Source organism: Streptomyces halobius (assembly GCF_023277745.1).
GTDB lineage: Bacteria > Actinomycetota > Actinomycetes > Streptomycetales > Streptomycetaceae > Streptomyces > Streptomyces halobius.
Genome location: NZ_CP086322.1, coordinates 3006169 through 3031735, shown reverse-complemented (window position 1 = coordinate 3031735; position 25567 = coordinate 3006169). Strand labels below are relative to the sequence as shown.

Sequence of the window (25567 nt, the reverse complement as noted above, 5' to 3'; positions counted from 1 at the left end):
CCCTTCCCCGTTGGCCGTCCCTACCGCGGAGGCGGCTGCTGCGTCCAGCCGCCTTGCTCCGGCAACGGCGCGTCCGGAGCGGGCTGTTGCTGCTGCCAGCCGGCCGGCGGTTGGGCGGGCGGCTGGGTCCAGCCGCCTTGCTGCGGCGGATAACCGGCCGGCGGCTGCCCCTGCTGCGGCGGCTGGCCCTGAGGCGGCTGCCCCTGCTGCGGGTACTGCTGCTGGCCGTAGGGGTCGCCGCCCATCTGCTGCTGGGCGTACGGGTCGCCGCCCATCTGCTGCTGCGGGTACATCCCCTGTGCCTGCTGCTGCCGCGCGAAGTCCTCGGCCACCAGGGCGGAGAGGTTGAAGTACGCCTCGCGGGTCCTGGGCCGCATCATGTCGAGGTCGACCTCGGCACCGGCGGCGAGGTGCTCGTCGAACGGGACGACGACCACACCGCGACAGCGGGTCTCGAAGTGCGACACGATGTCGTCGATCTTGATCATCTTGCCGGTCTCGCGGACACCGGAGATGACCGTGATCCCGCGCTGCACCAGGTCGGCGTAGCCGTGCGCGGACAGCCAGTCCAGGGTGGTGCTGGCGCTGCTCGCACCGTCCACGGACGGGGTGGAGATGATGATCAACTGGTCGGCGAGGTCGAGCACTCCGCGCATCGCGCTGTAGAGCAGACCGGTGCCCGAGTCGGTGAGGATGACCGGGTACTGCTTGCCGAGGACGTCGATCGCCTGCCGGTAGTCGGCGTCGTTGAAGGTCGTCGAGACGGCCGGGTCGACGTCGTTGGCGAGGATCTCCAGACCCGAGGGGGCCTGTGAGGTGAACCGGCGGATGTCCATGTAGCTGTGCAGATGCGGGATCGCCTGCACCAGGTCACGGATGGTCGCACCGGTCTCGCGGCGCACCCGTCGGCCGAGCGTGCCGGCGTCCGGGTTGGCGTCGATCGCCAGGATCTTGTCCTGTCGCTCGGAGGCCAGGGTGGCGCCCAGCGCGGTCGTGGTCGTGGTCTTGCCGACGCCGCCCTTGAGGCTGATGACGGCGATGCGGTAGCAGGACATCACCGGCGTACGGATCAGCTCCAGCTTGCGCTGCCGCTCCTCCAGCTCCTTCTTCGCGCCCAGCTTGAACTTGGACGGCTGTGCGTTGGCGCCCGGCTTGCGCCTCTTGGGCTGATTGCGCAGCAGTCGGTCGGAGGTCAGCTCGACGGCGGCGCTGTAGCCGAGCGGCGCGCCGGGGGTGGCCCGCTGCTGCGGCTGCTGCTGACCCGGCTGCGAGTAGGACGCGTAGTTCGCCGCGTTGGGGTCGCCGGGCTGCTGGCCGGGGAACGGCTGGTGCGGGGCCTGCGGCTGCTGCTGGGCGGCCTGTTGCGCCTGCTGGGCCTGGGCGGCCTGGGCCTGCTGCGCTTGGGCTGCCTGCTGGGCCTGCGCGGCCTGAGCTTGTTGCGCTTGTGCGGCCTGCTGTGCTTGGGCTGCCTGTTGGGCCTGGGCCTGCTGCTGCGCGTAGTCGGCCTGCGGGGGCTGCTGCCCCTGCTGCGGGTACCCCTGGGCAGCCGTCTGCGGATAGCCGTAAGCGGGCTGCTGCGTGGGGGCGTTGGGGTTCTGCGGCTGCTGCTGGGGCGCCTGCTGGGGCTGGCCCTGCTGGGGATAGCCGTACGCGGGCTGCGGGTAGCCGTAGGCAGGTTGCTGTTGCTGCTGCGCGGGCGCGCCCTGGTGCTGTTGCGGGTAGCCCTGCTGCGGCGCCTGCTGGGGCTGGCCCTGCGGGTAACCGGCCTGCGGCTGCTGCGGGGGTGCCTGCTGGGGCTGCTGCTGCGGCGGTTGCCCGGCCTGGGCCTGAGCGGCGCGCGGGTCCGCGGGCTGGAACTCCGGCGGCAGCGGCGGCAGCGCGCCCTGCTGCCGGCCGTCCGCGGCACCCCAAGGAACTCCCTGCTGCGGCATGCCCTGCTGGGGGACTCCCTGCGGCGCCCCTTGCTGGGGCATCCCCTGCTGCGGGACACCCTGCTGAGGCATGGCCTGCGGTGCCTGCGGCTGCCCCTGAGCGGGCGCCGCGGACTGGGCGGGAATCGGGGCCGCGGCCTCGGGCGCGGGCGCCTCAGGGGCCGGAGCGCCGCCCTCCACGGGGGCGTTGGAAGGTGCGGCATCCGGCTGCGGCGCCGGCGCCTCAGGTGCTTCCGGTGCCTCGGCTTCGGCCACGGCGGCTTCCGTACTCGGCTCCGCGGCACTCGGCGCCGTGACGTCGTCGTCCTCGTCGTCCCAGAGTCCGGCCGAGGGATCGTCACCGGTGCCCGCGCGCACATTGCCGGAACCGGACGCGGCGTCCGCGGCCGGTGCGGCGTTCGGCGCCTCGGCGGCCACCGGCGCGTCCGGGGCGGGCGCGGCCGGTGCGTCGCCCGTGTCGTTGGGGCGCAGCATCGGGAATCCGGGCGGGCCGGCGTCCGGCGGGGGAGCCGCCTGGCCGGGTCCGCCCTGCGGCGGAACTCCGGGCACCGGGGCGCCCTGCGGCGGGCCCTGAGGCGGCTGGCCGGCGGGCGGCGCTACGGGCGGAGTGGCGGGTGCGGTGGCAGGAGGAGCCGCAGCGGAGGCCGCGGCGGCCGTGCCGCCTCCACTGGTGTCGTTGCTCGCGTACCAGGCCGGCGCGGCAAAATCGATCTTGAATTCACCGGTCAGGTCGAACTCGGACTGGTCGTCGTCAGGATCGTTCCCGTCCGGACGGAAAGCCTCCTGCTCGTTCACTGTGCCTCCTGGTGTACTGCAACGCACCTGAACGGCAGGACCGGATACAGGCGGATCGATCGGATGTAGCGGAAGTCGGAACACACCACCCGGGGTTGTGCCAACACTAACGTTCTCCATCCCCGTATCGACGGCCGTCATGATGTGGTCCTGCGGCTCTCAACACAGCCTAATCAAGAGTCGGCCCGTAACGGCAGTCGGTGTCATGTCGTCTTCCAGCCCCGTCGGCACACCTACGGGCGCACCCGTGGATGCGCCCGTAGGTCGTGCCCGGGGCCGATCGTCCCGGCACGGCGCGGAGCGCCCCGCCTCGGCAACCGGCCGGGGAATACTGGTCAGTCCATACGGCGCGGGCCGCCGAGCAGATTGGTCTCCGCCTCCGTGGGCTGCGTCATCACGAACTGATGGCCGTCCCGCGAGCACCACAGCATGGCGTTGTCGCTGAGCGTCGGCAGCACCGCGCCGACCTGCTCGGGAAGCCGCATGATTCGCGTCACAACCTCGGCCTCTTCGGGCGAGAGCCGCTGCAGACCGACCAGATCGGCGCGGCTGATCATCTGCGGCGAGCGCGGCCCGAGGAACGGCAGCACGGTCAGCACCGACTGCCAGGGGCTCGGCGCGAGCTGGTTGCGCGGCGGCCGCGCGCCCATGTCCCGTACGACGAGCACGGGGCTGGAAACCGACGGTCCCTGCGGCGCGATCTGGCGCACCTCGTGGACGGACACACACTGCTGCCCGCCGCCCGCGGCCTGCGCCATCTGGCCCCAGGCCGGCGGCCGCGCGGTCTCCACCGCGACCCGGGCACCGGCGGCGACCGTACGCAGCGCCAGCACCTGCGCCATCCACATGCTGCCGACCAGCACGATCTCCAGCGGAGCGGGCCGCAGCACGCTCAGCACGGCGGGCTGGTTCTGCGGGTCGATGCCGATGACCACACCGTCGTCGCCGACCGGCAGGGTCAGCGCGCCGAGCGACTCCGCGGGCAGCACATGCGGGCTGCGCCGGGGACCGCGCAGACCGAAACCGGGCCTCGGCTTCGGACCGGTCGGACCCGACTCCTCCTCGTCCAGCCGCGGTTGGTGCGACAGCCGACGGCCGTCACCGCCGACGGGGGGATTGCGCCAGCCGTCGCTGCTGACGTTGACACGGGGCTGATAGGTGGGAGTGGCCATCAGCGGGTACCTCCGAGGGGAAGCGTGGCCAGGAGGCCGGGCAGCTGCTCGCGGTCGAGCCGTACGAGCCCGACCTTCACCGAGCTCGAACGCCGCTCCAACTCGTGCTGCGCGGCGGACAGTTCGTTCTCGCTGCGAGTCGACAGACGGACGTAGCCGGAGATGGCCGGGGTGCGGCCGCCGCCGTGCGTGGCGGTCAGCGAGAAGGTGCTGGCCATCGCCCGGGTGCTGGTCAGCAGCTGGGTGACGGCCGCCAACGGCGCGCCGCCCGGACCCAGTTGGGGCCACCGGCCGATCCAGTACGTGGTGTGCCAGCGGTCGTCGCAGCGCCAGGCCCGGGTCGTCTCCTGGGTGCGGCGTGCGGCCCGGCCCATCGCGCCGTTCGCGGCCCGCGGGCTGACGCACACCGCGGTACCGATTGCGGCCACGACCTCGCGCTCGGCGAGCACCTTGGCCCGTACGCCGTGCGAGGTGAGCCGGCTGACCAGCTGGTCGGCGGCGCGCAGCAGGGCACGCTGGGCACCGTCCATCCCGCCACCGCGCGCCTCGATCGCCTCCGCGCACAGCTCCGGGTCGAGCTTCAGCGCGATCCACGTCAGCTGCAGGGCCGGCGTCTGGGACTGCGCCTGCAGCGGCGCGTACGAGCGGGCCGCGACGGCCTGTTCGGGCAGATGCGGCGCCGGCGCGGGCTGGGTGTACTGCACGAACTGCACCGATTCGAGGTGGATGTCCTCGACGTCGAGCGCGGTGTGCAGCACATCGAGCGGCAGCATGTGGGTGCCGCGCTGCGGCCGCAGCGGCTCATCGCGGGCGTCCACCTGCACGATGGCGGTCAGGAACGTACCGTCGCCGACGAAGCCGATGGGACGCTGCTCTATATCCGTGTACTCGTACGTCCGCAGCGCCGGTTCGCACTCCACGACCGGGGCGAACGCGGGGTCGGCCCCCTGCGTCGCGGCCAGCGCGGCACCGCTGTTCTTGCCGCGCCGCTTCATGGCCTGCACGGTGGTGATCCACTCCGGGAGCGGGACCTTACGTCGCCGGCCGAGCGCGAACATGACGAGGAGCGCGGCCACCACGACGGCCGCGGTCAGCGCGGCCGGGTGGACCGACCAGCCCACCAGCACCAGCGCCGCGGCGAGTTCGATGATGGCCAGCTGCTGTACGCGGACGCCGCCGATGTTCCCGGCCTGCTGGCGCAACCGAGGCGCCACCGGACCGGCCGCCGCGCGCCGGCCGCCGTCGCCTCTGCCGCCGGAACCGTTCTGGTCCCCGGATTGCCGTGCGGCGGAAGGCTGTTGCTGCTGTTGCCGCCCGTTGCGGCGTCGAGCCCTGGTGGCGCTGGACATCCCCCGGCCTGCTCCTCTACTGGTGGTGTGGCCTCTAGGCGTATCGGCCGCCGCTGAGACTGGTGCGTTGGAAGGTGGCACCCGTACCGTACGGGTCGATCGACACACGGCATAGTAGAGGGCGCTACGGCGTGAGTGCCGGGGGCGGTCGATGTGGATCCGACAAGCGGGGAGAGAAAGCATCAATGGCATCACGTCGGGACGAGCTGAATGCGTATTCATTCGCGCGAAAGCGAACGAATGCGGCATTTCTGAAGCCGCTGCCGAACGGCTCGATCGAGAGCGCGCCCAGGCCCCTCAAGGCGGTGATGCCCAGCATTATCATTGCCCTGCTGATCCTCGTCGGATTCGGTGCGTGCGGAATTCTGAAGCCGGTTGCTCCGCAAGGGTGGGACGAGCCGTACAAACACGTCATCGTCGGCGCTGATTCCACTACCCGCTATGTCGTTCTGCCCAGCAAGGATGCCAACGGCAAAAAGCAGAAACTGCTCCATCCCGTACTGAACCTCGCATCGGCCAAACTCCTTCTCGACCCGAAGTACACCGTCGTCAACGTCAAGGAATCCGAGCTGGACGGGAAGCTCACGCACGGACCGGCCGTCGGTATTCCGTACGCCCCCGACCGGCTGCCCAGCGCGGAGGAAGCCGACAAGCCAAAGATCTGGGCGGTGTGCAACCGCCCCGGCAGCGGCACCAACAGCAAGCCCCAGCAGGCGGTGTTCGTCCTGGGCGGCAAGGAGAAGAAGCTCGTCGAGGGCTCGGGCAAGCTCGCCGTGCGTCAGGCGCTCTACGTCCGGGACCCCGACGGCCAGTACTGGTTGGTCGACCAGAACGGCGTCGCGTTCCAGTTCAGCGAGAAACCCGTCGGGACCATCCGCCCGAAGGGCATCCAGGACAACCGTGAGCTGCGCCAACTGATCTTCGGCGCGGCCGAGGCGCAGGACGTCACCCAGGACTGGATGAACACGGTCATCAAGAGCCCGGTCCCGCTCTCCATGCCGACCTTCGGGGCGGCGACGGGGCAGCAGCGCAACGACAACGGCGTCCCGGCCGAGTACAACAAGGTCGGCATGGTGGTCGAGAACAGCGCGTCGGGCGAGAAGTATGTCGTGACTCCTGAGGGCGTCCAGCAGGTGACGAACTTCGTCGCCAAGCTCCTGCTCAAGGGGCAGAACGCGACGGACCTCGGCCACACCGACGACGACCTGGAAGCGAAGCCGCTGCCCAGCACGGACATCGACCCTCAACTGGACGACCAGGGCAAGCCCCGCAAGTACCTGGACAAGGTCGGAGCCACGGACTTCGACATGCCCTGGCCGCAAGAGGTCGTCACCGCGGCGAACAACTTCAGGCAGGGCTCGCAGACCGGCGGCCTGACCAGCCCCACCGACAGCGGTGTGTCCTGCAGTGTCTACACGGGCAGCAACCTGAAGTACCCGGGTGCCAAGTTCCTCGGCTACCCGAACGGTGTGCCCAAGATGCAGACCTGGATCGGCAAGGACTACCCGGCCAAGATCGCCTCTGGCTCCACTTCCTATGTCACCCCCGGTAGCGGCCTGCTGTACCAGGAGGTGAAGGGCTCCGAGAAGGACGGCCGCCTGTACCTCGTCACCGACACCGGACTGCGCTACAACGTTCCGGTGGGCAACGACAGCAAGGACAAGGCCGGCAACGACAAGCAGGAGCGTGACCAGGCGCGGCTGCACCTCGGCTACAAGGGCGGACATCCGCCGCTGATCCCGGCCACCTGGTCCGAACTGCTCTCGAAGGGTCCGTCCTTGAACGTGTACGACGCCAAGAAGCCGCAGTCCCAGTGACCTGCCCGGTGACTGCCGGAGGCCGTGATCTTCATCAGGGCTGTGATCTTCGCCCCGTTACAGCCTGGTATTCCTGACCGATAGCGTCGCATCTGCCCGATTCCGCTGAACAACGTTTACCTGACGGGTAGTTGGCATTGTTGTGATCCCGTCACAAGACCAGCATCCCTGTTGGGGACAAGCGTGCGGAGTGGTTAAAGTGGCCTAAGGCATCAGCAACAGATGCCAACCGCGCGAGGGCCCTAACCGGCACAGCACGGTACGACGTACGAGCCTCATGGGGGACGTTGACTTATGGCTGGTCAGCAGTACACAACCACCGAGGAGGAGATGGTCGCGTTCAGCGGCAAGATCGCCTCGGTCAACCAGTCGATCCAGGGCGAGATCCAGCGCCTGAACACGGTCGTCGACACCATCACGTCCGGGTGGAAGGGTGCTGCGGCCTCCTCGTACAACCAGCTGCAGTCGCAGGTGAACGAGGACGCGAACCGTCTCAACCAGCTTCTGGGCGAGATCAAGGAAGCGATCGACGCGACCACGAAGAACTACGCGGCCTCCGAAGAGGAGCAGGCTCAGTCGATCTCGCACGTCCAGGCTTCGGCTTCGCCGTTCGGATGATGGGGCGGCGCCGCCTTTCGCGGCGCAACGGCCCAGCCGCCGCAGCCCGGGCCCGTCGGCCAGTCCCGCCGGCCCGCTGCGGCATGTGAATCGACCAGGCCTTATCAACTCCCGGAGGAGACACCATGGGTGGCCAGATCCTCGTCAATTTTGCGACGATCCAGCAGGCAAGCCAGGACGTGCGCGGCACGGCCAACAACATCCGTCAGCAGCTCGACGACCTCGAAGCCGGCGTCAAGAAGATCGCCGCGAGCTGGGAAGGCTCCGCGCAGGAGGGCTACCAGGCCCGCCAGCGCGAGTGGGACCAGCGCGCCGCTTCTCTGCACTCGACGCTTGAGGCCATCGCCAAGGCGCTCGACCAGGCCGCTCAGAACTACCAGGCCACCGAGTCCAAGAACGCCGGTATCTGGGGCGGCTGACCTCGCGTCGACGCAGGTACGGATGGCACACGACTGAGCAGCCCGGAATCGGCTCGCACAGTGGTCAATGAGGGCGGGCGCGCTGCAACAGTGCGCTCGCCCTTCTGCCGTCCGCCTGCACTCCGCGGATCCCACCCCAATACCCCATAGCCCGCACACGCTTCCGTCCCACCCCTCCCTCCCATTCCTCCCGCCCATTTCCTCCCTCCTGTTCCTTCTTCTCATTCCCTTCCTCAATCTCCTTTCTTCACCCTTCCCTCACCCCTCGTTCCCGTCCCATCCGCCACACATGGAGAGCAGACAACCCGTGGGATCTCGCGCCATTGGTCACCGAGCCGGGCATCGCCGACGAGCGGCGGGCGCACTGGTTGCGGCGGCGTGCGCCGTCGGCATGTCCTGGGCCGCCGGAGCGCCGGCGATCGCGGACGAGAACGTGCCGCTCAACAGTGGCGAATGCAAGTTCGGCACGGATGACATCAAAGAGACCCCCTGGTCTCTGCAGCGCCTCCTGACCGAGCAGCTGTGGGCAAGCGGCAAGGGAAAGGGCGTCCGGGTCGCCGTCATCGACACCGGCATCGACAAGGGCAACAAGCAACTTGAGAAGGCAATAGGCCCCGGTGGTGTCAGCCTCGTCAAGGGCAAGGAGAAGGAGACCGTGGACAGGGTGGGCCACGGCACCAAGGTCGCGGGCATCATCGCCGCCCGGCCCAGGGCCGGCTCCGGTTTCTACGGCATCGCGCCCGAGGCGACGGTCATCCCGATCCAGCAGACTTCCGAGGAGAAGCCCGGCACCGCCGAAAGCCTCGCCAAGGCCATCAACTATGCGGTCGGCAAAAAGGTCGACATCATCAACGTTTCCCAGGGCACCGGCGCCAACCAGCGTCTTCTGCCCCAGCTCAAGGATGCGGTGAACAGGGCCCAGGCAGCAGGCGTCCTGATTGTGGCTTCGGCCGGCAATGGTGGCGCCGACGGCGGGAAGAAGGAGATGTATCCCGCCGCCTACTCCAAGGACTTTGACAACGTCCTGGCCGTAGCAGCCTCCGACCGCAACAACGAGCGCGCGCCATTCTCCCAGTCCGGGGATTTCGTCAGTATCGCCGCACCGGGCGTCGACATGGTTTCCACGGTCCCTGACGGCGGCAACTGTGTTGACCAGGGCACAAGCTTCGCCGCTCCATACGCCGCGGGAGCCGCGGCCCTCCTCAAGGCGAAGCACAGGGCCGAGAAATGGACGCCGCAAGAAATCATCTGGCACCTTGAGCAGACTGCGGACCGTGTCCACCGGGACCATGACGACTACATCGGCTGGGGCGTCATCGACCCGGTGGCGGCCCTCAACGACGACACCCGCCCCACCGGCCCGCCACAGCCGAACAAGGGCACCAACGCAGCCGATGCCATCAACATCCAGCCGGCCGTCGTCCCCATCGGCGAAACCCCCGAGGAGCGACGCGCCCGCATTTCCATCTACATCCTTGGCGGGGGGATTCTCGCTGTGGGCTTGGTAGTTGGTTCCGCCATCGCGATCCGCGACTGGCGACGTAAGAGTGGTTTCAGCACTAACGGGGAGGCTTAATCATGGCCGAGTACGGCGTAGACCTGGATGCCTTGGACCAGGTCGTCAAGGAGCTCAACGAGGTCCTCAAGCAGATGGGCGACGAGACGAGTACGGCTGAGAGCAGCACCTATCTGCCGCAGGGGTCCCTGGGAGACGGATTCAGCGAGGTAAGCGAGCTCTATGGCGCTCACGCGAAGGTGAAGGCTGACATCAACAGGTTGATGAAAAGGGTCGAAGGCCTCGTTGATACGTTCGGGAAGAAGTCGGCCAAGGTCAGGGACGCGTACCAGGACGCTGAAGCAGAAAACACCATGAAATGACGTGACATCACCCGGCGGATTCGCAGGTGACAGATGGGACATGTTCGATGATGGAGTGGGGGACAGCAGATGGCGTCGAAGGAAACTGATTTCAAGCCGGGCCAAGTTCATGTGCCGAAGACAAGTACGACGCCGGCCAAGGGGTCGGGTGAAGCCCAAGAACAAGGTCCCGCGATCCTCAAGAGTCGCCCGCAGTTCACTGAAAAGGAGCTCGGCGACCTAAAGGCGATGCTGGTAGGGGCCAACCCTGGCGAAGTAGGCAACGTTGCCGGGGGCTGGAAGAAGGTCCGCGTCTCGCTCGTCGGCGAGGACTGGAACAGTGGCATCAAGAAGCGCTTCGATGATGCAGTGATGAAGGTCCTGAAAACCTGGCACGGTCCGTCTGCTGAGCAGTTCGCTAAGGCGGCACAAGGGATCAGCAAGGACTTCGGGAACCTTGCGGCGTACCCGCACGTCACCGGCCACGTCCTGCAGCAGATCAGCGAAAACCTCTCGGCAGCCAAGAAAGCCGTCGACGAAATCGAAGAGCCTGACTGGTTGGACGAACTGGGCGACAAGGTCCTTGATTCGGGGAAGTCTGTTGCCAAGGGCGCAGCAGTCGGAACCGTCGCCGGTGGCGGACCGGGCGGCACACTGATCGGTGGTGTCGTGGGCTTCTTCACTGGCGGGCGCGATGACTCACAGCTGAAGGCTGACCTCAAGAACCCGAACATGACCATCGGGGATGCCGCTGCCAAGAACGCAAGCAACATCGATCCTGACAAGCAGGCTTCGCTGTTGGCTGCTCACTACATGGAGCAGCTGGCGACGACGTATCGGGCCGGCGCGAAGGCATTGAAGGGGGTTGAGGGGCGCGTCGATGACGGCGGCCGGATCCAGCAGCCAGAAGACACTGATGGCGGTGGGGCCATTGGAGGCATTGGGGCATTCGGCCCGACCCCGGGCGGCCCGAAGGGCGGTGCGGCACCGAAGATCCCGGGCATGAAGGGCGGCGGATACACGACTCCGCAGCCAATGGAACCGCCGCGTCCGGACGGAATTGGCGGCGGGATCGGCAGCGTCCCCAAGAGCCCCGCGCCTCATGTCGGTACGGGACTTGACGGCTTTTCAGGCGGCCTTGGGCCTGGCGGCGGTACCGGCGGTGGCGGAATCGGCGGCGGTCCCGGTGGCGGAACAGGCGCCGGAAGTCTGGGGTCTGGTCCCGGTGGAGGCTCAAGCTCGGGCATCAGTGGTGGCGGCATGCCAGGCATGATCGGTGGTGCTGCCGGCCGCGGCGGTGCCGGTGCTGGAGCGGGTGCACGGGGTGGCCGTGCCGGTATGCCGGGCATGGCGGGTGGTGCTGCCGGTGCAGGCAAGGGCGCTGGAGCCAAGGGCGCTGGCGGCAAGGGTGCCCTGGCCCGGCAGAAGGGCGGCGTCGCCGGCGGCAAGGGCGGCAAGTCCGGAGCCGTCGGCCAGGGAGGATCCGGCCTGCACCGCAGCCGTGGCGGCACACAGAAGGGTGCGACAGGCGGTCGCCGTCCGATGGGGATGGCCGGTGCCCCGGGGGCTAACGGAGGCAAGGACAAGGCTCAGAATGGGCAGCGTCCTGACTACTTGGTCGAAGATGAGGAGACCTGGACCAAGGAGCGTAATGTGGCGCCCAAGGTCATCGAGTAGGGACCTGCCAGCCAAGATCAAGTGATCGGCGGAATCGAAGCGGGGCCCGCAGTCTTCGGGTTGCGGGCCCCACCTTGTTAGGGAGAGGTGTACGGCATGAGCTTCACGCGAACGCTGCGTGCAGTGGGCGGCGCGGTGGTGGCGGGAGCACTGCTCTTCGGCGCCGCCCCGACCGCTTTGGCAGACGAGATCAGGGACGCTCAATGGCCGCTGAAGGCGTTTGATGCTGAGAGCGTATGGAAGGAATCGACGGGCAAGGGCGTAACAGTCGCCGTCATTGATGATCCCGTTTACGGAAGTCACCCAGACCTGAAGGGTAATGTGCTGCCAGGGCACAATTTTACCGATGGCGGAACCGCTGATCATGGAAGCTCAAATGATCACGGGACTGCGATGGCTTCAATCATCGCAGGGCATGGACATGGTGCGGGTAATTCCGATGGGATCATGGGCCTCGCGCCAGACGCGAAGATTCTGCCCATTGGAATCCCAGCACTCGGAGACGACGTGGGCGACTCCGAAATCGCTGACTGGGTTAGGTATGCAGTCGATCACGACGCGTCAGTCATTAACATGTCAATTGAAGGCCGGGTTCTCAACGATTCCGATAAGAGTGCACTGACCTATGCGCGTCAGAAGGACGTCCTGGTTGTAGCGGGTGCAGGGAACGACGGAGAGTCCAAGTTGGGTGACTTGGCTTCCTTTCCCGGGGTTGTCGCCGTAGGAGCTGTGGACAAGACTGGAGAAATCTGGTCGAAGTCCAACGCGGGTAGCCAGTTGATGCTTTCGGCTCCTGGCGTACAGATCACGTCTGCTTCTGCAGAGAGGTCGGACTACCCCTATCGGCGTGCCGATGGTACTTCAGACGCCACGGCCTATGTTTCAGCTGCCGCAGCACTTCTGCGTTCGAAGTTCCCTGACCTCACCGCCGGTCAGATCGCCAATCGTCTCGTCAAGACGGCTGCTCTCCCCAAGGGCAAGGAAGACCTCCAGCTGCCCGACCCGCACTATGGGTACGGTTTCATTCGGCCGTACAGTGCGCTGACGCAGGAAATTCCGGCTGGTTCCAAGAACGGCCCGCTGAAGACTCCTAAGACGGACCCGACCGGTGGAGCAACCGCTCCCGGTGCATCGGGTGGCGATCAGGCAAGCGAGAAGGAAGACAGCGGACTCGGTGCCGGTGCCATTGTGGGCATTGCAGCCGGAGTTCTCGTCGTTGTCGCGATCATCGCCATCGTCATCGTCGTGGCCCGGAAGAAGAACGGCCGTAACGGCCCGCCCCCCGGCGGACCCGGCGGCTACGGCGGTCCTGGTGGTTCCGGTTTCCCGCAGCAGCCTGGTCCGTACGCGCAGCAGCCTGGCCCATATCAGCAGCAGCCCGGAGCTCCGGGCTTCCCGCCGGCGCCGCCCACTCAGCCGCCGGGTCAGTGAGGCTTGGCGAAGGGCCCGTGTTTCGGCAGATTTGAGCGCGTGATGCAGTCAGGTTTCTGACTGTGGCTGTCGCGAGAGGCGCGATGATCGAGGTTGGCGCACGGCTCGCGATAGTCAATCGACAGAAGTGACTTGGGTCCACAGCCTCCAGAGGCTGTGGACCCAAGTCTGTATAGGAGGGGGAATGCCTGGCGCCGCCCCGACCGCTTTGGCAGACGAGATCAGGGACGCTCAGTGGCCGCTGAAGGCGTTTGATGCTGAGAGCGTATGGAAGGAATCGACGGGCAAGGGCGTCACGGTCGCGGTGATCGACGATCCCATCTACGGCGATCACCCGGACCTGAAAGGGAATGTGCTTCCGGGGAAGAGTTTTATCGATGGTGGGCGAGGTGATCAGGAGAGCAAAAATGATCACGGAACTGGCATGGCGTCCCTCATCGCCGGGCATGGGCATGGTGCAGGCAATTCCGACGGCGTGATGGGCCTAGCGCCGGATGCAAAGATCCTTCCCGTTGGGAGGCCAGAATTCGGATACGGAGACGGAAGTTCCGACCTTGATGATTGGATCCGGTATGCAGTCGATCAGGGTGCATCAGTCATCAATATGTCGATTGAACCTACGTCCCTCTCCGATGCCGATAAAGAAGCGTTGACCTACGCGAGGCAGAAGGATGTCCTGGTTGTAGCGGGATCAGGGAACGACGGGAAGACCGAGCTAGGTCCCTTGGCTTCATTCCCCGGGGTCGTTGCCGTGGGGGCTGTGGACAAGACTGGAGAAATCTGGTCGAAGTCGAACTCAGGTAGTCAGATGATGCTTTCGGCTCCCGGGGTAGGGATCACGTCTGCTTCTGCAGAGCGGTCGGACTATCCTTATCAGCGGGGGAGCGGCACCTCTGATTCCACGGCCTATGTTTCAGCTGCCGCAGCGCTCTTGCGTTCGAAGTTCCCTGACCTCACCGCCGGTCAGATCGCCAATCGCCTCGTCAAGACGGCTGCGCTTCCCAAGGGCAAGGAAGACCTCAAGCTGCCCGCCCCAGATTATGGTTATGGCGTCATCCGGCCGTACAGTGCGCTGACGCAGGAAATTCCGGCTGGTTCCAAGAACGGCCCGCTGAAGACTCCTAAGACGGACCCGACCGGTGGAGCAACCGCTCCCGGCGCATCGGGTGGCGATCAGGCAAGCGAGAAGGAAGACAGCGGACTCGGTACCGGTGCCATTGTGGGCATCGCGGCTGGTGTTCTCGTCGTCGTCGCGATCATCGCCATCGTCATCGTCGTGGCCCGGAAGAAGAACGGCCGTAATGGCCCGCCCCCCGGCGGCTACGGCGGTCCTGGTGGCCCCGGGTCCCCGCAGCAGCCCGGTCCGTACGCGCAGCAGCCTGGCCCGTATCAGCAGCAGCCCGGGGCTCCGGGCTTCCCGCCGGCGCCGCCGACCCAGCCGCTCGGCCAGTAAGGCTGTGATGTAGGGCAAGCGGAAGCGTAGGAAAAGTATTGGGGTGCGCGGCCTTCGGGCTGCGGGCCCCAAAGCATTTGAAAGAAAAGAGAGTTCGGAAAGCTGCCGGGCTGGGCCCGCCTGGGTGGTGCTCTGCCCCTCGTGCCTCGGAGGAGCAGAGCACCACCGTGCCCCTCAGGGGGCCTGCGCTATGGCGAAGCCGATGAAGGCAGTCCAGGCAGTGGGCGGCACAGTCAGTGCGGGCCGTGTGATGTCCTTCGAGTCGCGGACGTGCACAGAGGCGGCGCCAGTTGCGACCTCGACGCATTCGCCGCCCGACCCAGTGCTGTAACTGCTCTTGAACCAGGCCAACTCGGGCATGGCCCGCACTGTCTCCTCTATGTTCATGCTTCTCCCAGCAACTTCTCGACAAAGGTCAGCGATTCGCGCGGTGTGAGCGCTTGCGCTCTGAGGATCCCGTACTGTTCCTCGATCTCGCGGACCGATTTCCGTTCCGTGTGCAGGCGGCTGTCCTTGTACCCCTCCACGTAGGCGATCCTCCGCCCGTCGCGTGTTTCGATCAAGGTGAACGGGCCGTCCAGCCCTGCGTGCTCCTCCCGCTCGGTCGGCATCACCTGGATCTCGACATTGCGGCGCTGTCCGTGCAGCAAGATCTGTTCCACCTGGCCCCGCATGACTGCCCATCCACCCAAGGGACGGCGCAGGACCGACTCTTCGATGACAAAGCTGATCGTGGGCATCGGCCGCCGGGCGAAGACGTCCTGGCGCTCCAGCCGTGCCGCAATTCGCTGTGCGACGGTCTCTTCGTCCAGCAGGGGCCGCCACATGGTGAACACCGCTCGTGCGTACTCCTCCGTCTGCAAGAGGCCCGGCACCGCCTTCGTCGCGTACACATGCAGCCCGACCGCCGTCCCCTCCAATCGCGCCGCATCCCGAAAGAAGGCCGGATACTGCGCCCTCGCCACCTCCTCCTTCATCTCCGTGAGGACGCCGTGCGCCCCCAGCACCTCGTCCGCTCTGTCGATGAACTTGGGCGGCGGGATGCGCCGCCCCTGTTCGAATGAGGCGATGGTCGCGGGGGAGTAGCCCGTCTTCGCACCGAATTCGGGGCGTTCCATCCCCGCCCATTCCCGCAGCCGCTTGAGCTGGCGCCCAAACACCTGCAGGATTCCCGATCCGGGCTCGTACTCCGCCTGCTGGCCGTCGTCGTTCATGTCCGCCATGCCCGCCGCCTTCCGGGGTAGTGCCACCCGTTGCGTACCCGCGCTTCCCTCGTACGTACAACGCACCGTGGTCAGCGCATCACTCCTCGTCAAATGTATGCCGGCGACGGGAGGGTTGCTCCATGAACAGCACAGCGCGCACTTCTGGCGCATTTTCCCTGCTTAGCGAAAACCAGCCCGGTATCGGTGAGTTCGCGATGCGTTTTACGTCCACACCGCGCGGCGCCCGGCTGGCCCGTCGGCTGGTGTCGCACCGTCTTGACGAGTGGGGGTACTCGTACGACAGCGAAATCAATGAGTCCGTTACCGCCATGGCCGGTGAGCTCGCTGCCAACGCCGTGCGGCATGGCCATGTCCCCGGGCGGGATTTCGCGCTACGCCTGACGGTTTCAGCGGCGGCGGGCACGTTCCGTTTTCGTGTCGAGGTGTCCGATACGCGTGGCGAGGGGCTGCCGTCGGTCGCCCCGGCCACCTCGGCCGGCGGGGGCGGGGTGGCGGATCCGTGCGGCGTGCTCGCGGAAAACGGTCTCGGGCTGCTGATTGTCGGATGCCTCGCGGCCCGATGGGGTGTCGTACCGAGGCCGGGCGGTCCGGGCAAGACTGTCTGGGCGGAGTACGCCGCGGCGACGCGCAGGCCAGAACGCTGAGGGGTCGGGGAGCTCTTCAGATGAGGTGGAACAGGTTGGCGTGAGCCGGTGGAAGAAGTCGCGCAGGCAGGCGGCCTGTCGGGTGGGGGCGAAGGACTCATTCATCGCCCCGGTTCCTTCGTCTCACTGGCTCAGCCGAAGACAGAGCGGACGTGGTCCGTGACCGTTGAGCGGACCGCTCTCGTGGCCTCCGGGTTGTTGGTGGCGGTGCCGCCGGTGCGGTTGTCGACGTTGCGTGGTTGCGGCGTCCAGGCCGCGGTTGGATTGGTTTTCCGCCCGGTTGCCGATCGCCTTCGAGACGGCACGTGGAACAACATCAACCACGCTGGCACCAGCCGCACGACCCGGGTCCAGGATTCGGGGTCAATCCCCTGCTGGGCGCTGTGGTGAGTCACGAGCGTTCAGGACTATCCGTTGTGTGCGTAGGCGTGGAGGAAATCGCGACGAAATGCGTCCGCGCTCGCGCCCGGCGCCGTTGTTCGGTGCCCATGCTCCGAGGTGCTCCCTGAGCCCCAGACGCGGCCTTGTGCTAACCGCCTGGGGCGTCGCCTGGCCGCCGCCATTCCCAACTGGCCGCGCGACCTCCCCGGTCGGGCCAGTGCCGTGACGGTGGTCATGCCGTACGAGCTGATCGGCTGCGTCGGAGGCGTCGGCGCGCAGTTCAACGTCACGGCCCGGAGCATCCGGCCCGAGACCTCCTGGTAGAGACGACGAAGGTAGCTCTGCCCAGTCCGTGGCACAACGCGAGCGTGTCCAGTACGCCCTGCGGCTGGGCACCCATCCCGGCCACGGCTCGGGCGGATGCCCGGTGTGTGTTCATGACGGCGGCGCTACCGATGCGGAATCCATCAGAGGGACGGATCGGCGTGAGCGCTGCCGCTCGGCAGCGCTTGGGGAGGATCACTGGAAGCTGAGCCGGTGTGGGTGGGTCGGGTCCGTTGGGCAGGTGAAGATGCGCATGAGCCCATGCCCGAGGTACACGTCTGTCGGCGCGCTGGCTCCCATGGTTCTTATGACCTGCCGGTCTTCGATCGGTACCCAGCTCAGTGAGCCGAGGTCCCACTCACGGTCGGCTATGGTCAGTAGTGGTCGCATAAGGGTGTCACAGGAGGAACAGTCGACCCGCGCGGGGTCGGTGAGGTGCCAGGAGGCGAAGCCACCGACCTTCCAGCCCGGCGGGATGGACAGGTCGTGCTGATAGGTGAGTTCGTATTCCTCACCTGGGGCGTACTCCTCTTCATTCTCTTCAGCGACTTCCAGGAGTTCCTCTTCCCATGCCTCGATCCTCTCCTGCAATGCGTCGCTCAGCAGGCCGACGTACTCGTGCTCGGTGATCTGTTCCGGGTGGAGGACACAGGGGCTGGGCACACATTCCGCCCGGCCCACGACGGCAGGCTCCGGGGTGTCGGTGAGGACATCGGTGACGTCCCGCGAGCGCCGCCAATTCACCATTACGTCCATTGTTCGGGCAGGGCCGTGGACTTCAAAGGGGCACCACAGGATTTGAAGCAGGTCGTATCCTTCGGGGCCGGTCAGGTCCGGAATGTCACGGCTGTACAGCTGGGCTGCGGCGAGCATCGGGATCGGGTCGGTGTCGCGCAGATCGGGAGCGTGCAGACCAGGCTGGAGGCCCGCAAGGATTTCGCGTTCCTCATCGGATGGTCCGCGTTGCGGGTCTCTGCGCCATGCGTCGTCGAGGATCCGGCGTCTGAGCCGTACGTGGGCCAGTCGGTGTCCGCGGCCTTTTTCATGGACGGCTTGGCACATCGGCCACGGCTCGTCGGCCGGCCACAGAAACGGCCCTGCCACCGAGCTCTCGTGGAGCTCCGGGTTGCCTTTTCGCGGATGCAGACGCGTCCCAGTGCGGCGATAGCCGCTGAGTTCCGGAAAGAGGCCCAAGGGGGCGACCGGCCGCTCCGGTGTCGTGCGAGTCATTCATTCTTCCGGTCGAGGACGACGATCGTGGTGAGCGGCGCCCACACACGATCGCGGTCCGGATGCCGATCTCCTCGTCCATCTGTCGCCCGCTGCCTGCCCTCACCACTATCGGCCAGACACCGCCCAATCGACCACGGCGTGACAATGTGAGGGGCGACGAACGCGCTGGCGGATCCGGCTCAGGGCGTCCTCGGCTAGTACGCCGAGGACGCCGACAGCCCGAGCCCCTCAACACGCCGAGAGCCTACGCATCGGTGCGTTCACGCTCCACCGACATCATCAGCACGCCGCGGAGACGCACGCCACGTCGACCTCCTCAGCCGCGACGGCCAGGCCCCGGCTCCAGCTACGCAGCTACCCGCACGACGGCGTCGGCTGGGTGCCACCGCGATGGGTTGGGTGGAGGCGATGTTCGTCTGCAGAGGGCTCTACGACTTACCTTCTCGGTTGGCCTGTTCCCACGCGTCGAGAACTGCTGCGGGGATGCGGCCGCGGAGCGGGACTTCGTAGCCGTTGGCACGGGCCCATTCCCGGATGTCGCTGGTGTTGGCCGTGATGCCTGCGGGAGCTGGGGATGGAGTCCGGACGCTGGGATCTGAAGGTGCGAAGCTCGGCACGTGCTCGAGGATCCCACGGGGGAACTGAGGCACGGCGGTGTCACCGGTCAACACGGAAACGAGGAACTCGGTGATAGTTCCGTCGTAGATGAACCATTGGGGTCCACGGGCTTCGTTGACTGCAACCCGCCAGGAGTCAGGGGCGTCCAGTGGCTCGGTGACCCAGAAGAGGTATTCGCCGTTGTCGGTCACCCCCATGGTGAACAGCTGTCGGGGGTCATACGGAACGGGGTGCGTTCCCTGGTGGTAGTCCTTCTGCAGCTGGGATCGGATCTTGGCCGGCATAGGGCCGACGAGGTCGACGTATTCAGTGTTGCCGTGGGGGTGATAGATCTGGAGGTAGTCAGCGAAGCGTCCCGGTCCGTATGTACTGGCGAGTTCCTTGTAGTCGGTGGGAAGTCGCATGCCGAGTCGGATTTCGACGGTTGCCCAGTCGACTGGGCGCGGCGAGCTGGCAGGTGGGGGGCAGAGTCGGGTCAGAGCGTCGAAGGCGGTCACTCGATTCCTCGGCGGCGTCGGTCCTGTTGTGCGGCGTGGTCAGGGTTCTTAAGGTTTGCTTCGAGCTTGAATCCCTTGTTGCCGTCGGCTTCCATCTGAATCCACTTGGGTACGGAGTGCTTGTTGTCGTCGGTGTACTCAAGGTAGACGCTGTACTGGACGATCTCGCCGTCATCCGGGGCCACAGCGTCGTAGATATCCTGCTCATCGTCACGCATGTGCGGGCTGTTCGTGGGGTTCTGCGTGATGGTGGCCAGGTTATCGAGTGTATCCCCGGATCCTCCGAGCATTCGGGCCAGCAGGTGTCCGCGGGCCTGGTTGTGGACTGTCCCGTGAACGAAGCCGGGCGGCCGCAGGTTGTTGTTGGCGGGGGTCCCTTCATCGAGCATGTCGCGGGTGATCGTGGCGTGCATCTCGTACGGCCGACCGTGCTCGTCCCGGACAAAAACAACTCGTCCGCCCCAGGTGGGGTCATCCTCGCAGCCAGCGAGTCCGAGCGGATCCACCAAGGTAAAGGGGTTGGGGACGTAGGCGTAGTGGTTGACGGCGGGGGCCAGGCCCAATGGGTCCGGTGAGGTGTAGCGGCCTACGTCGGGGTCGTAGTAGCGGTTGACGTTGTAGTGCAGGCCGGTTTCCGGGTCGAAGTACTGCCCGGGATAGCGCAGAGGCGTATAGGCGGTGGCGTCGCGGTGTGACTGGGTCGCGCCCCAGGCCGTGCTGCGGCCGCGCCAGGCGATTGTTCCATCGGGACCGACAAGTTCGCTGGGGGCTCCAGAGAGATCCGTGACGATGGCAAAGAACCGGCGGTCGATCTCCTCTTGAGCGATGTTGGCTTTGGACTCGCGTTGTGCCAGGGGCTGCAGACCTTTGTAGTCCCATACCAAGGTGACGCCACTGCTCTGCTGTTCAGCCAGTTGGCCCCCGTCCCAGCAGTACGAGGTGGCCTCCGCGACATGCCCTTGAGGGGTCAGGCGCTCCTTGGCGATGCGGCGGCCGAGGGCGTCGTAAAGGTAGCGCCAGTGAGTGTCGCCCGGGGCATGAACGTGGGTGAGACGGTCTTCGGCGTCCCACGTGAAGGCCCATTTGAGCGTCTTGCCGCTGAGTGTGGTGGTGCGGCGCTCGATGAGGCGGCCTTGCGCGTCGTACTCGTAGCGAGTCCGTCCGGCCTGTGCGATACGGCTCCCGGCATAGTGGCGCTCACCAGCGGCGTCTTGGCCGGGTGCCCTTGCGGGTAGTGAGGTGTGGGTCTGGTCGCCGTCAGTGCTGTAGGCGTAGCGCTCGCTCCAGTTGTGTGCGGTGACGGCGGTGATGCGCCCCGCTTCGTCGACGGTGTGGGTGCTCCGGCCGGTGCGGATGTCGTCGATCGTGTGTGGTGTGCCGTCGGCGTGGTAGGAGAAGGAGCGGTCCAGCAGAGTGTCTTGTGGGCTAGAGCAGGTCTGGTGAAGGAGGCGGCCGACAGGGTCCCAGTCGTTGTGCAGAGTGAGGGTGTCGCCGAGGCTTCGGGTGGTTTCGCGGCCCAAAGCATCATGTTCGAAATGGAACGTGTGCTCGCCTGTCGTGTATGCGGTCAGCCCGCGTTCGTCGTAGGTGAGTGAGCTGATGGCCCCCGAGGGAGTGCGGCGGTGGGTGCGCCGCCCCAGGGCGTCGTAGGTGCGGGTCAGGCTGCAGCCGTTGACGCTCTCGGTGACGACGCGTCCTACGCGGTCACGTTCCAGGTCGATGCGGGCATGGGGATTGGCGATGTGGACGGCGCGGCCGGTGGCGTCGTAGGCGAAAGTAGAGGTGGCCCCGTCGTCGTGCTGTAGGCGCACAACGCGACCCAGGACATCACGCTCGTACGTCAGGCTTTGGCCGGCGGCGTTCGTGCGACGGGTCAGGTGTCCCAGAGCATCGTGTTCGTAGGTCAGGGTGCGCCCGTCGAAATCCGTCTCGGATATCAGGCGGCCGGCCGCGTCGTAGTGGTAATGCCACTCAAGGCCCCGCGCGTTGGTGACTGTGGTGAGGCGCAGTTCAGTGTCGTGGGTGAAGTGGTATTCGCCGCCGTCACTGCTGCGAGTAGCGGCACGCCGGTCGAAGTGAGTGGCACTGTGCGTGCTGGTGTGACCAGCGCGGTCGGTGTGGCTGAGCAGGTTGCCTTCGCCGTCCCAGGTCCACTCCTCCCGCGTGCCGTCGGGCAGTTCGCGCCAGGCGGGCTTTCCCTCGATGGTCCAGCCCTGGCAGACCGTTTCGCCCAGGGCGTCGGTGGCGGTGGTTACGCGGCCGAAGGAATCGCGAGCGAAGGTGGTGCGGGCACCGTCGGGCGCCGTGATCTCCACAGGCAGTCCGGCGGCGTTGTTCCGGATGCGGGTCACCGCTCCAGCCGCATTTCGGACGGCGGTCACGTGGCCGTACTCGCCGAACTCATACCGGGTGAGGATGCCGTCGGGGCCTGTGATGGCGGTCTGGTTACCCCTGGTGTCATAGTCGAAGCGCCTTTGGAGGCCGCCTCGTTCGGTGATGAAAACGGGCAGATTGAAGTCGTTGAACTCCGCGGTGGTGCGGACCCCGTCGACGGCGATCAGGCCGGTGAGGTTACCGTGGTCGTCGCGTTCGAAGCGGGTGGTGTTGCCCAGCGCGTCGGTCTGCTCAAGGAGCCGACCCCGGGCGTCATACGCGAAGCGAGTCGTGTGCCCCAGGGGGTCGGTCTCGGCAATTGTCTGAAGCCGCTGGTCCAGATGGTACGTGGTGATCGCGCCGGTGGAGTCGGTGTAGCGAGTAACCCGGCGCTCCGAGTCGTAGGCGAACGCCGACGACAGGTAGCCGCCGGGCCCGATGGTTTGAACCGTGCGGCCTGAACTGTCATATACGTAGCGGAATGTGGAATCGTTTCGGTCAGTCCACGAGAGAATGCGTGCCTCGCCGTCATAGGCGAACGTCAGAGCCTGTCCGGAGGAATTGGTCACCCCCGCGAGGTTGCCTACCGCGTCGTAGGAGTACGCCCTCACGCGCACTGCGCCCTGGTCTGTTTCCTGGGTACGCAGCGAAAGCTCACAGATGCGACCGAGATGCTGGTCGCTGCTGATGGTGATGTCGTAGCCACCGCTGTGCGTAACCGAAAGGGGCCTGCCGGACGCATTTCGGTGAAAGTCGATCTGATTGCCGTTGCGGTCCTCGATCGAGGTGAGCCACAACTGCCAACCTTCACCGGACGGCCTCGAGAAGTAGCGGGTCAGGCCCGATTGAGGCTCGGTGACTGCCAACTCCATTTCCTGAGCGCCGAGGGGACTGTCACAGCGCAGCGGAATCCGAGGACCCTCGATCGGCAGCACTTCTGGCTGTTGTTGGGTCGGCAACTGGTCGTAGATGAGCAGCGAGCCATCTTCGCGGGCCCATACGGCCTTGTTGCGGACGTCGACCTCAATCCGCTCGTCCAGAGTCGAAGCCCAGGAGCGACCGAACCACATCCCGAACGTGTAGTCCGACAGATGTGTTCGTTTGAGCACCAGTGGCAGGGTTCCCGGAAGACTGAGGTCTGTCTGCGGGAGGACCATCTGCCCCGTAGCTACGTCCACCGGGTCGTTCTTGCACTTCCGCATGTTGATGGGGATGCCGTGGCGACGCGGGTCGCTCAGGACCTTGTTCAACAGGTCTGGCTTGGTACCGGCAGCGTTGTGACCAGGTCCCTTCGAAGGCGAGTTGGGGCCACCCTTGCCATGCTGATCGCTGCCTCCGGGGGTGGTCGAGGTGGGGCCCTTGGGATCCTTCTTCCCGTCCTTGCCAAGACCCTTGAAATGGTCCGCCAGGCCCTTGTCGTTGTCGTGGTGGTTCTTGGCCATCTGCTTGATGCCGCGGGTCATGTTGTCGTCGAGGTGTTTGGCGGTTTTCTTGACGCCGTCCTCGATGCCTTCGATGACCTTGTCGAGCATGGTGTTGGCGGCATCAGCGATGGGGTCCTTGCCGCGGGTGCGGCCGTGGTGGCTCTTGGCGCGGCCGATCTTGCCGCCGGCCTTGTTGCGGAAGGTGCCGCCCGCGCTTTCGAGGCTGGTGACGACGCGGTCGTGCTCGTCGTTGTCGAAGCTGAACCCGCTACCGCCACCGGCCCCGCCGCCTCCGCCGGAACCGCTGCCGCCTCCGGATCCGCCGAGACCGCCCCCGCCTCCCCGGCGGCCACCGGCGCTGAGGAGCTCCATCGGGTTCTCAGCGGCTGACTTGGCGGAGTCCTTGGCGTCCTGTACGCCCTGGTTGAAGCCGTCCTTGCCGGCCTTGGCGGTCTGGCCCAGGTCCACGCCGTCCTTGACACCGAGGGCGTTGGCGCCGAGCTGGACGACGAGGTCGCCCACCATCGCACCCAACGCCTCCTCCACCGGTGTGAGGGCGATGCTGATGACCTGTTCGGCGACCTGCTGGCAGACCTCCTTGAACAGGCGCTTGAGGATCATTCGGGTGGCCTGGGTCGCGCCCAGCGCGCCGAGTTCGGACAGGCCGAGGGTGAAGGGGGCTGCGGCCTGGGCGGCGATGACCTCGGCGGCGAGGATACCGAGCTGGACCAGCGCGCCGATCTTGGCGCCCTCGATGAGGACCGCGACGCCGTCCATCGCGGTGGCCGCCATGCGGCCGCAGTCGGCAAGCCCCTTGAGGTGCGTGCCGTTGATCTTGCCCCAGTGGGCGTTCATCGCCTCGACGGCCAGGGAGCCGCCCGCCGAACCCACCAGACTCTGGATCGCGGTGTGGGCCTCGTTCGCGCCTTCGTCGATGTCGTCGGCGAACTCCCGCATGGCGTTGGCCATTTCACGGTAATCGTCCTCGTCCACGTTCGGCCACGACACACCGATCAGGTCGAGCAGTTCGTCCGCCCATCCCGGCAGCACAACACCCACGTAAGACACATCCCCCGTCGAATCCGTGTCAGATGATCATACGTTTCCATCGGGGGGAACGATTCTTCAAGCGCGCAATGAGTCATCCCCAACGCCCGTCGGTGCCGGGGCGAAGGTGCCGACTGGCAGGGGAGGGCTCGCGTACGGACTGGGCGGTGAACATGCTGCGGGCAGCGTGATGCCCTCGGGTTCCATGGAATTGCATCATTCATGGAACCCGAGGGCATCACGGTTGGCGGCAGCTGTCAGCCGAAGACCGAGCGGACCTCGTCCGTAACGGCCGAACGGGCCGCGTCCGTGGCCTCCGGGTTGTTGGTGGCGGCGCCGCCGGTGCGGTTGTCGACGTGGCGTTGTGCGGCGTCCAGGCCGCGGTTGGTGAGGTCTTCCTTGGCGTGGTCGATGTAGGTGTTGGGGTCGGCGAGGCCGGCGGCGCCTTCCTTGACGCCGTCGACGTATTCGCCGGCCTTTTCCTTGCCGATGTCGGCGGTTTCGCCCCAGTCGATGCCGTCGCGAGCGCCGAAGTGGTTCTCGACGCCTTGCTCGGCGACGTTCTGAGCCATCTCGGTGCCTGCTTCTACGGCCTTTTCCTTGGCCGCGTCGACTACCGTTTCCTTGACGGTGTCCTTGACCGTTTCCTTGACCTGCTGCTTGGCGTAGTCCGTGACCAGCTTGCGGGCTTCTTTGGACACCGCCTTCTGGGCCAGTTCCTTCGTCATCTTCTTGATGGCGTCCATCGTGGCGTGTTCCATCGCCTTGGTGGCCGCCTCCATGACCTCACGCTTGAGCTTGTCGAGGATCTGGCGGATGATCACGCGGGACGCCTGGGTGGCGCCGGCCGCGCCGAGTTCGGACAGGCCCAGGGTGAACGGTGCGGCCGCCTGAGCCGCGATGAGTTCGGCGGCGGTGATCACGAGCTGGACGATGACCGCGATCTTGCCCGCGATGACGGCGAGCGCGGCCGCGTCGAAGGCGAACGCGATCACCTCGGCTGCCATGGCCGCGTCGCGGAAGTAGTTGTCGCCACCGCCCGCGCTGCCGTTGTACGCGCCCCACTCCTTGGAGAAGCCCTCGACCGCCTCGCCCGAGTTGGCGGAGAAGACCTGGTTGGCCGCGGTCGAGCCGTCGGAATTCGCCTGATTCACCGCTTCGGCGAAGTCGCGCCAGATCTGGGCGCATTCGAAGAGCTTGTCCTCGTCGACATTCGGCCAGTTGAATCCGAGGAGGTCGAGGACCCAGTCGACCCCTTCTGGCAGCTGGATTGACACAGTG

18 protein-coding genes are annotated in these 25567 nt (G+C 66.4%); 9 read left to right on the top strand and 9 right to left on the bottom strand.

Annotated elements, in window-relative coordinates:
* Positions 1 to 20 precede the first annotated feature (20 nt).
* The 3 genes from K9S39_RS13815 to eccE all read right to left on the bottom strand — a co-directional run bounded on the left by K9S39_RS13815 (position 21) and on the right by eccE (position 5247).
* Positions 21 to 2726: an SCO5717 family growth-regulating ATPase gene (locus K9S39_RS13815; protein WP_248863639.1), complete on the bottom strand. Its 2706-nt coding sequence runs from the start codon at positions 2724 to 2726 to the stop codon at positions 21 to 23.
* A 335-nt stretch (positions 2727 to 3061) separates the two neighbouring features.
* Complete coding sequence (locus tag K9S39_RS13810; protein ID WP_248863638.1) at positions 3062 to 3898, bottom strand: hypothetical protein; 837 nt, start codon at positions 3896 to 3898, stop codon at positions 3062 to 3064.
* On the bottom strand, positions 3898 to 5247 hold the full coding sequence (gene eccE / locus K9S39_RS13805) for a type VII secretion protein EccE (protein WP_406707929.1): 1350 nt from the start codon (positions 5245 to 5247) through the stop codon (positions 3898 to 3900). Before eccE ends, K9S39_RS13810 begins: the two co-directional genes overlap by 1 nt.
* 185 nt (positions 5248 to 5432) lie before the next feature.
* Between eccE and K9S39_RS13800 the strand changes: the two genes are divergently transcribed.
* From K9S39_RS13800 to K9S39_RS13765, 8 genes are all read left to right on the top strand, one after another.
* Positions 5433 to 7064, top strand: a complete 1632-nt coding sequence (locus K9S39_RS13800) for a type VII secretion protein EccB (RefSeq protein WP_248863637.1) — start codon at positions 5433 to 5435, stop codon at positions 7062 to 7064.
* 294 nt (positions 7065 to 7358) lie between these two features.
* Positions 7359 to 7682: a WXG100 family type VII secretion target gene (locus tag K9S39_RS13795; protein WP_248863636.1), complete on the top strand. Its 324-nt coding sequence runs from the start codon at positions 7359 to 7361 to the stop codon at positions 7680 to 7682.
* Positions 7683 to 7807: 125 nt separating this feature from the next.
* Positions 7808 to 8101, top strand: a complete 294-nt coding sequence (locus K9S39_RS13790; protein ID WP_248863635.1) for a WXG100 family type VII secretion target — start codon at positions 7808 to 7810, stop codon at positions 8099 to 8101.
* Between the two features lie 391 nt (positions 8102 to 8492).
* Positions 8493 to 9677: a type VII secretion-associated serine protease mycosin gene (gene mycP, locus K9S39_RS13785; RefSeq protein WP_248863634.1), complete on the top strand. Its 1185-nt coding sequence runs from the start codon at positions 8493 to 8495 to the stop codon at positions 9675 to 9677.
* A 2-nt stretch (positions 9678 to 9679) separates the two neighbouring features.
* Entirely contained in the window at positions 9680 to 9979 is a 300-nt protein-coding gene (locus tag K9S39_RS13780; RefSeq protein ID WP_248863633.1) for a hypothetical protein, read from the top strand.
* Positions 9980 to 10048: 69 nt separating this feature from the next.
* A complete protein-coding gene (locus K9S39_RS13775; protein WP_248863632.1) occupies positions 10049 to 11635 on the top strand; it encodes a hypothetical protein in 1587 nt (528 codons plus the stop codon).
* A 96-nt stretch (positions 11636 to 11731) separates the two neighbouring features.
* Positions 11732 to 13066 (top strand): S8 family serine peptidase, encoded by a 1335-nt coding sequence (locus tag K9S39_RS13770; RefSeq protein WP_248863631.1) that lies wholly within the window; start codon positions 11732 to 11734, stop codon positions 13064 to 13066.
* A 184-nt stretch (positions 13067 to 13250) separates the two neighbouring features.
* On the top strand, positions 13251 to 14519 hold the full coding sequence (locus tag K9S39_RS13765; protein ID WP_248863630.1) for a S8 family serine peptidase: 1269 nt from the start codon (positions 13251 to 13253) through the stop codon (positions 14517 to 14519).
* Positions 14520 to 14693: 174 nt separating this feature from the next.
* Here the strand turns inward: K9S39_RS13765 and K9S39_RS13760 are convergent, their stop codons facing one another.
* Together K9S39_RS13760 and K9S39_RS13755 are read right to left on the bottom strand one after the other, a co-directional pair.
* Positions 14694 to 14906, bottom strand: a complete 213-nt coding sequence (locus K9S39_RS13760) for a DUF397 domain-containing protein (RefSeq protein WP_248863629.1) — start codon at positions 14904 to 14906, stop codon at positions 14694 to 14696.
* On the bottom strand, positions 14903 to 15733 hold the full coding sequence (locus tag K9S39_RS13755; protein ID WP_248868735.1) for a helix-turn-helix domain-containing protein: 831 nt from the start codon (positions 15731 to 15733) through the stop codon (positions 14903 to 14905). Before K9S39_RS13755 ends, K9S39_RS13760 begins: the two co-directional genes overlap by 4 nt.
* Positions 15734 to 15864: 131 nt before the next feature.
* Here K9S39_RS13755 and K9S39_RS13750 point away from each other — a divergent pair, with 131 nt between their 5' ends.
* Positions 15865 to 16389 carry an ATP-binding protein gene (locus tag K9S39_RS13750; RefSeq protein ID WP_248863628.1) on the top strand — a complete coding sequence of 175 codons (525 nt, stop codon included), beginning with the start codon at positions 15865 to 15867 and terminating at the stop codon, positions 16387 to 16389.
* A 900-nt stretch (positions 16390 to 17289) separates the two neighbouring features.
* Here the strand turns inward: K9S39_RS13750 and K9S39_RS13745 are convergent.
* The 4 genes from K9S39_RS13745 to K9S39_RS13730 form a co-directional block, all read right to left on the bottom strand.
* Entirely contained in the window at positions 17290 to 18324 is a 1035-nt protein-coding gene (locus K9S39_RS13745) for a hypothetical protein (protein WP_248863627.1), read from the bottom strand.
* Between the two features lie 431 nt (positions 18325 to 18755).
* Positions 18756 to 19349: an Lsr2 family DNA-binding protein gene (locus tag K9S39_RS13740; RefSeq protein ID WP_248863626.1), complete on the bottom strand. Its 594-nt coding sequence runs from the start codon at positions 19347 to 19349 to the stop codon at positions 18756 to 18758.
* A gap of 89 nt (positions 19350 to 19438) precedes the next feature.
* A complete protein-coding gene (locus tag K9S39_RS13735; RefSeq protein WP_248863625.1) occupies positions 19439 to 24298 on the bottom strand; it encodes an RHS repeat-associated core domain-containing protein in 4860 nt (1619 codons plus the stop codon).
* 245 nt (positions 24299 to 24543) lie between these two features.
* Positions 24544 to 25563, bottom strand: a complete 1020-nt coding sequence (locus tag K9S39_RS13730; protein WP_248863624.1) for a WXG100-like domain-containing protein — start codon at positions 25561 to 25563, stop codon at positions 24544 to 24546.
* Positions 25564 to 25567 lie beyond the last annotated feature (4 nt).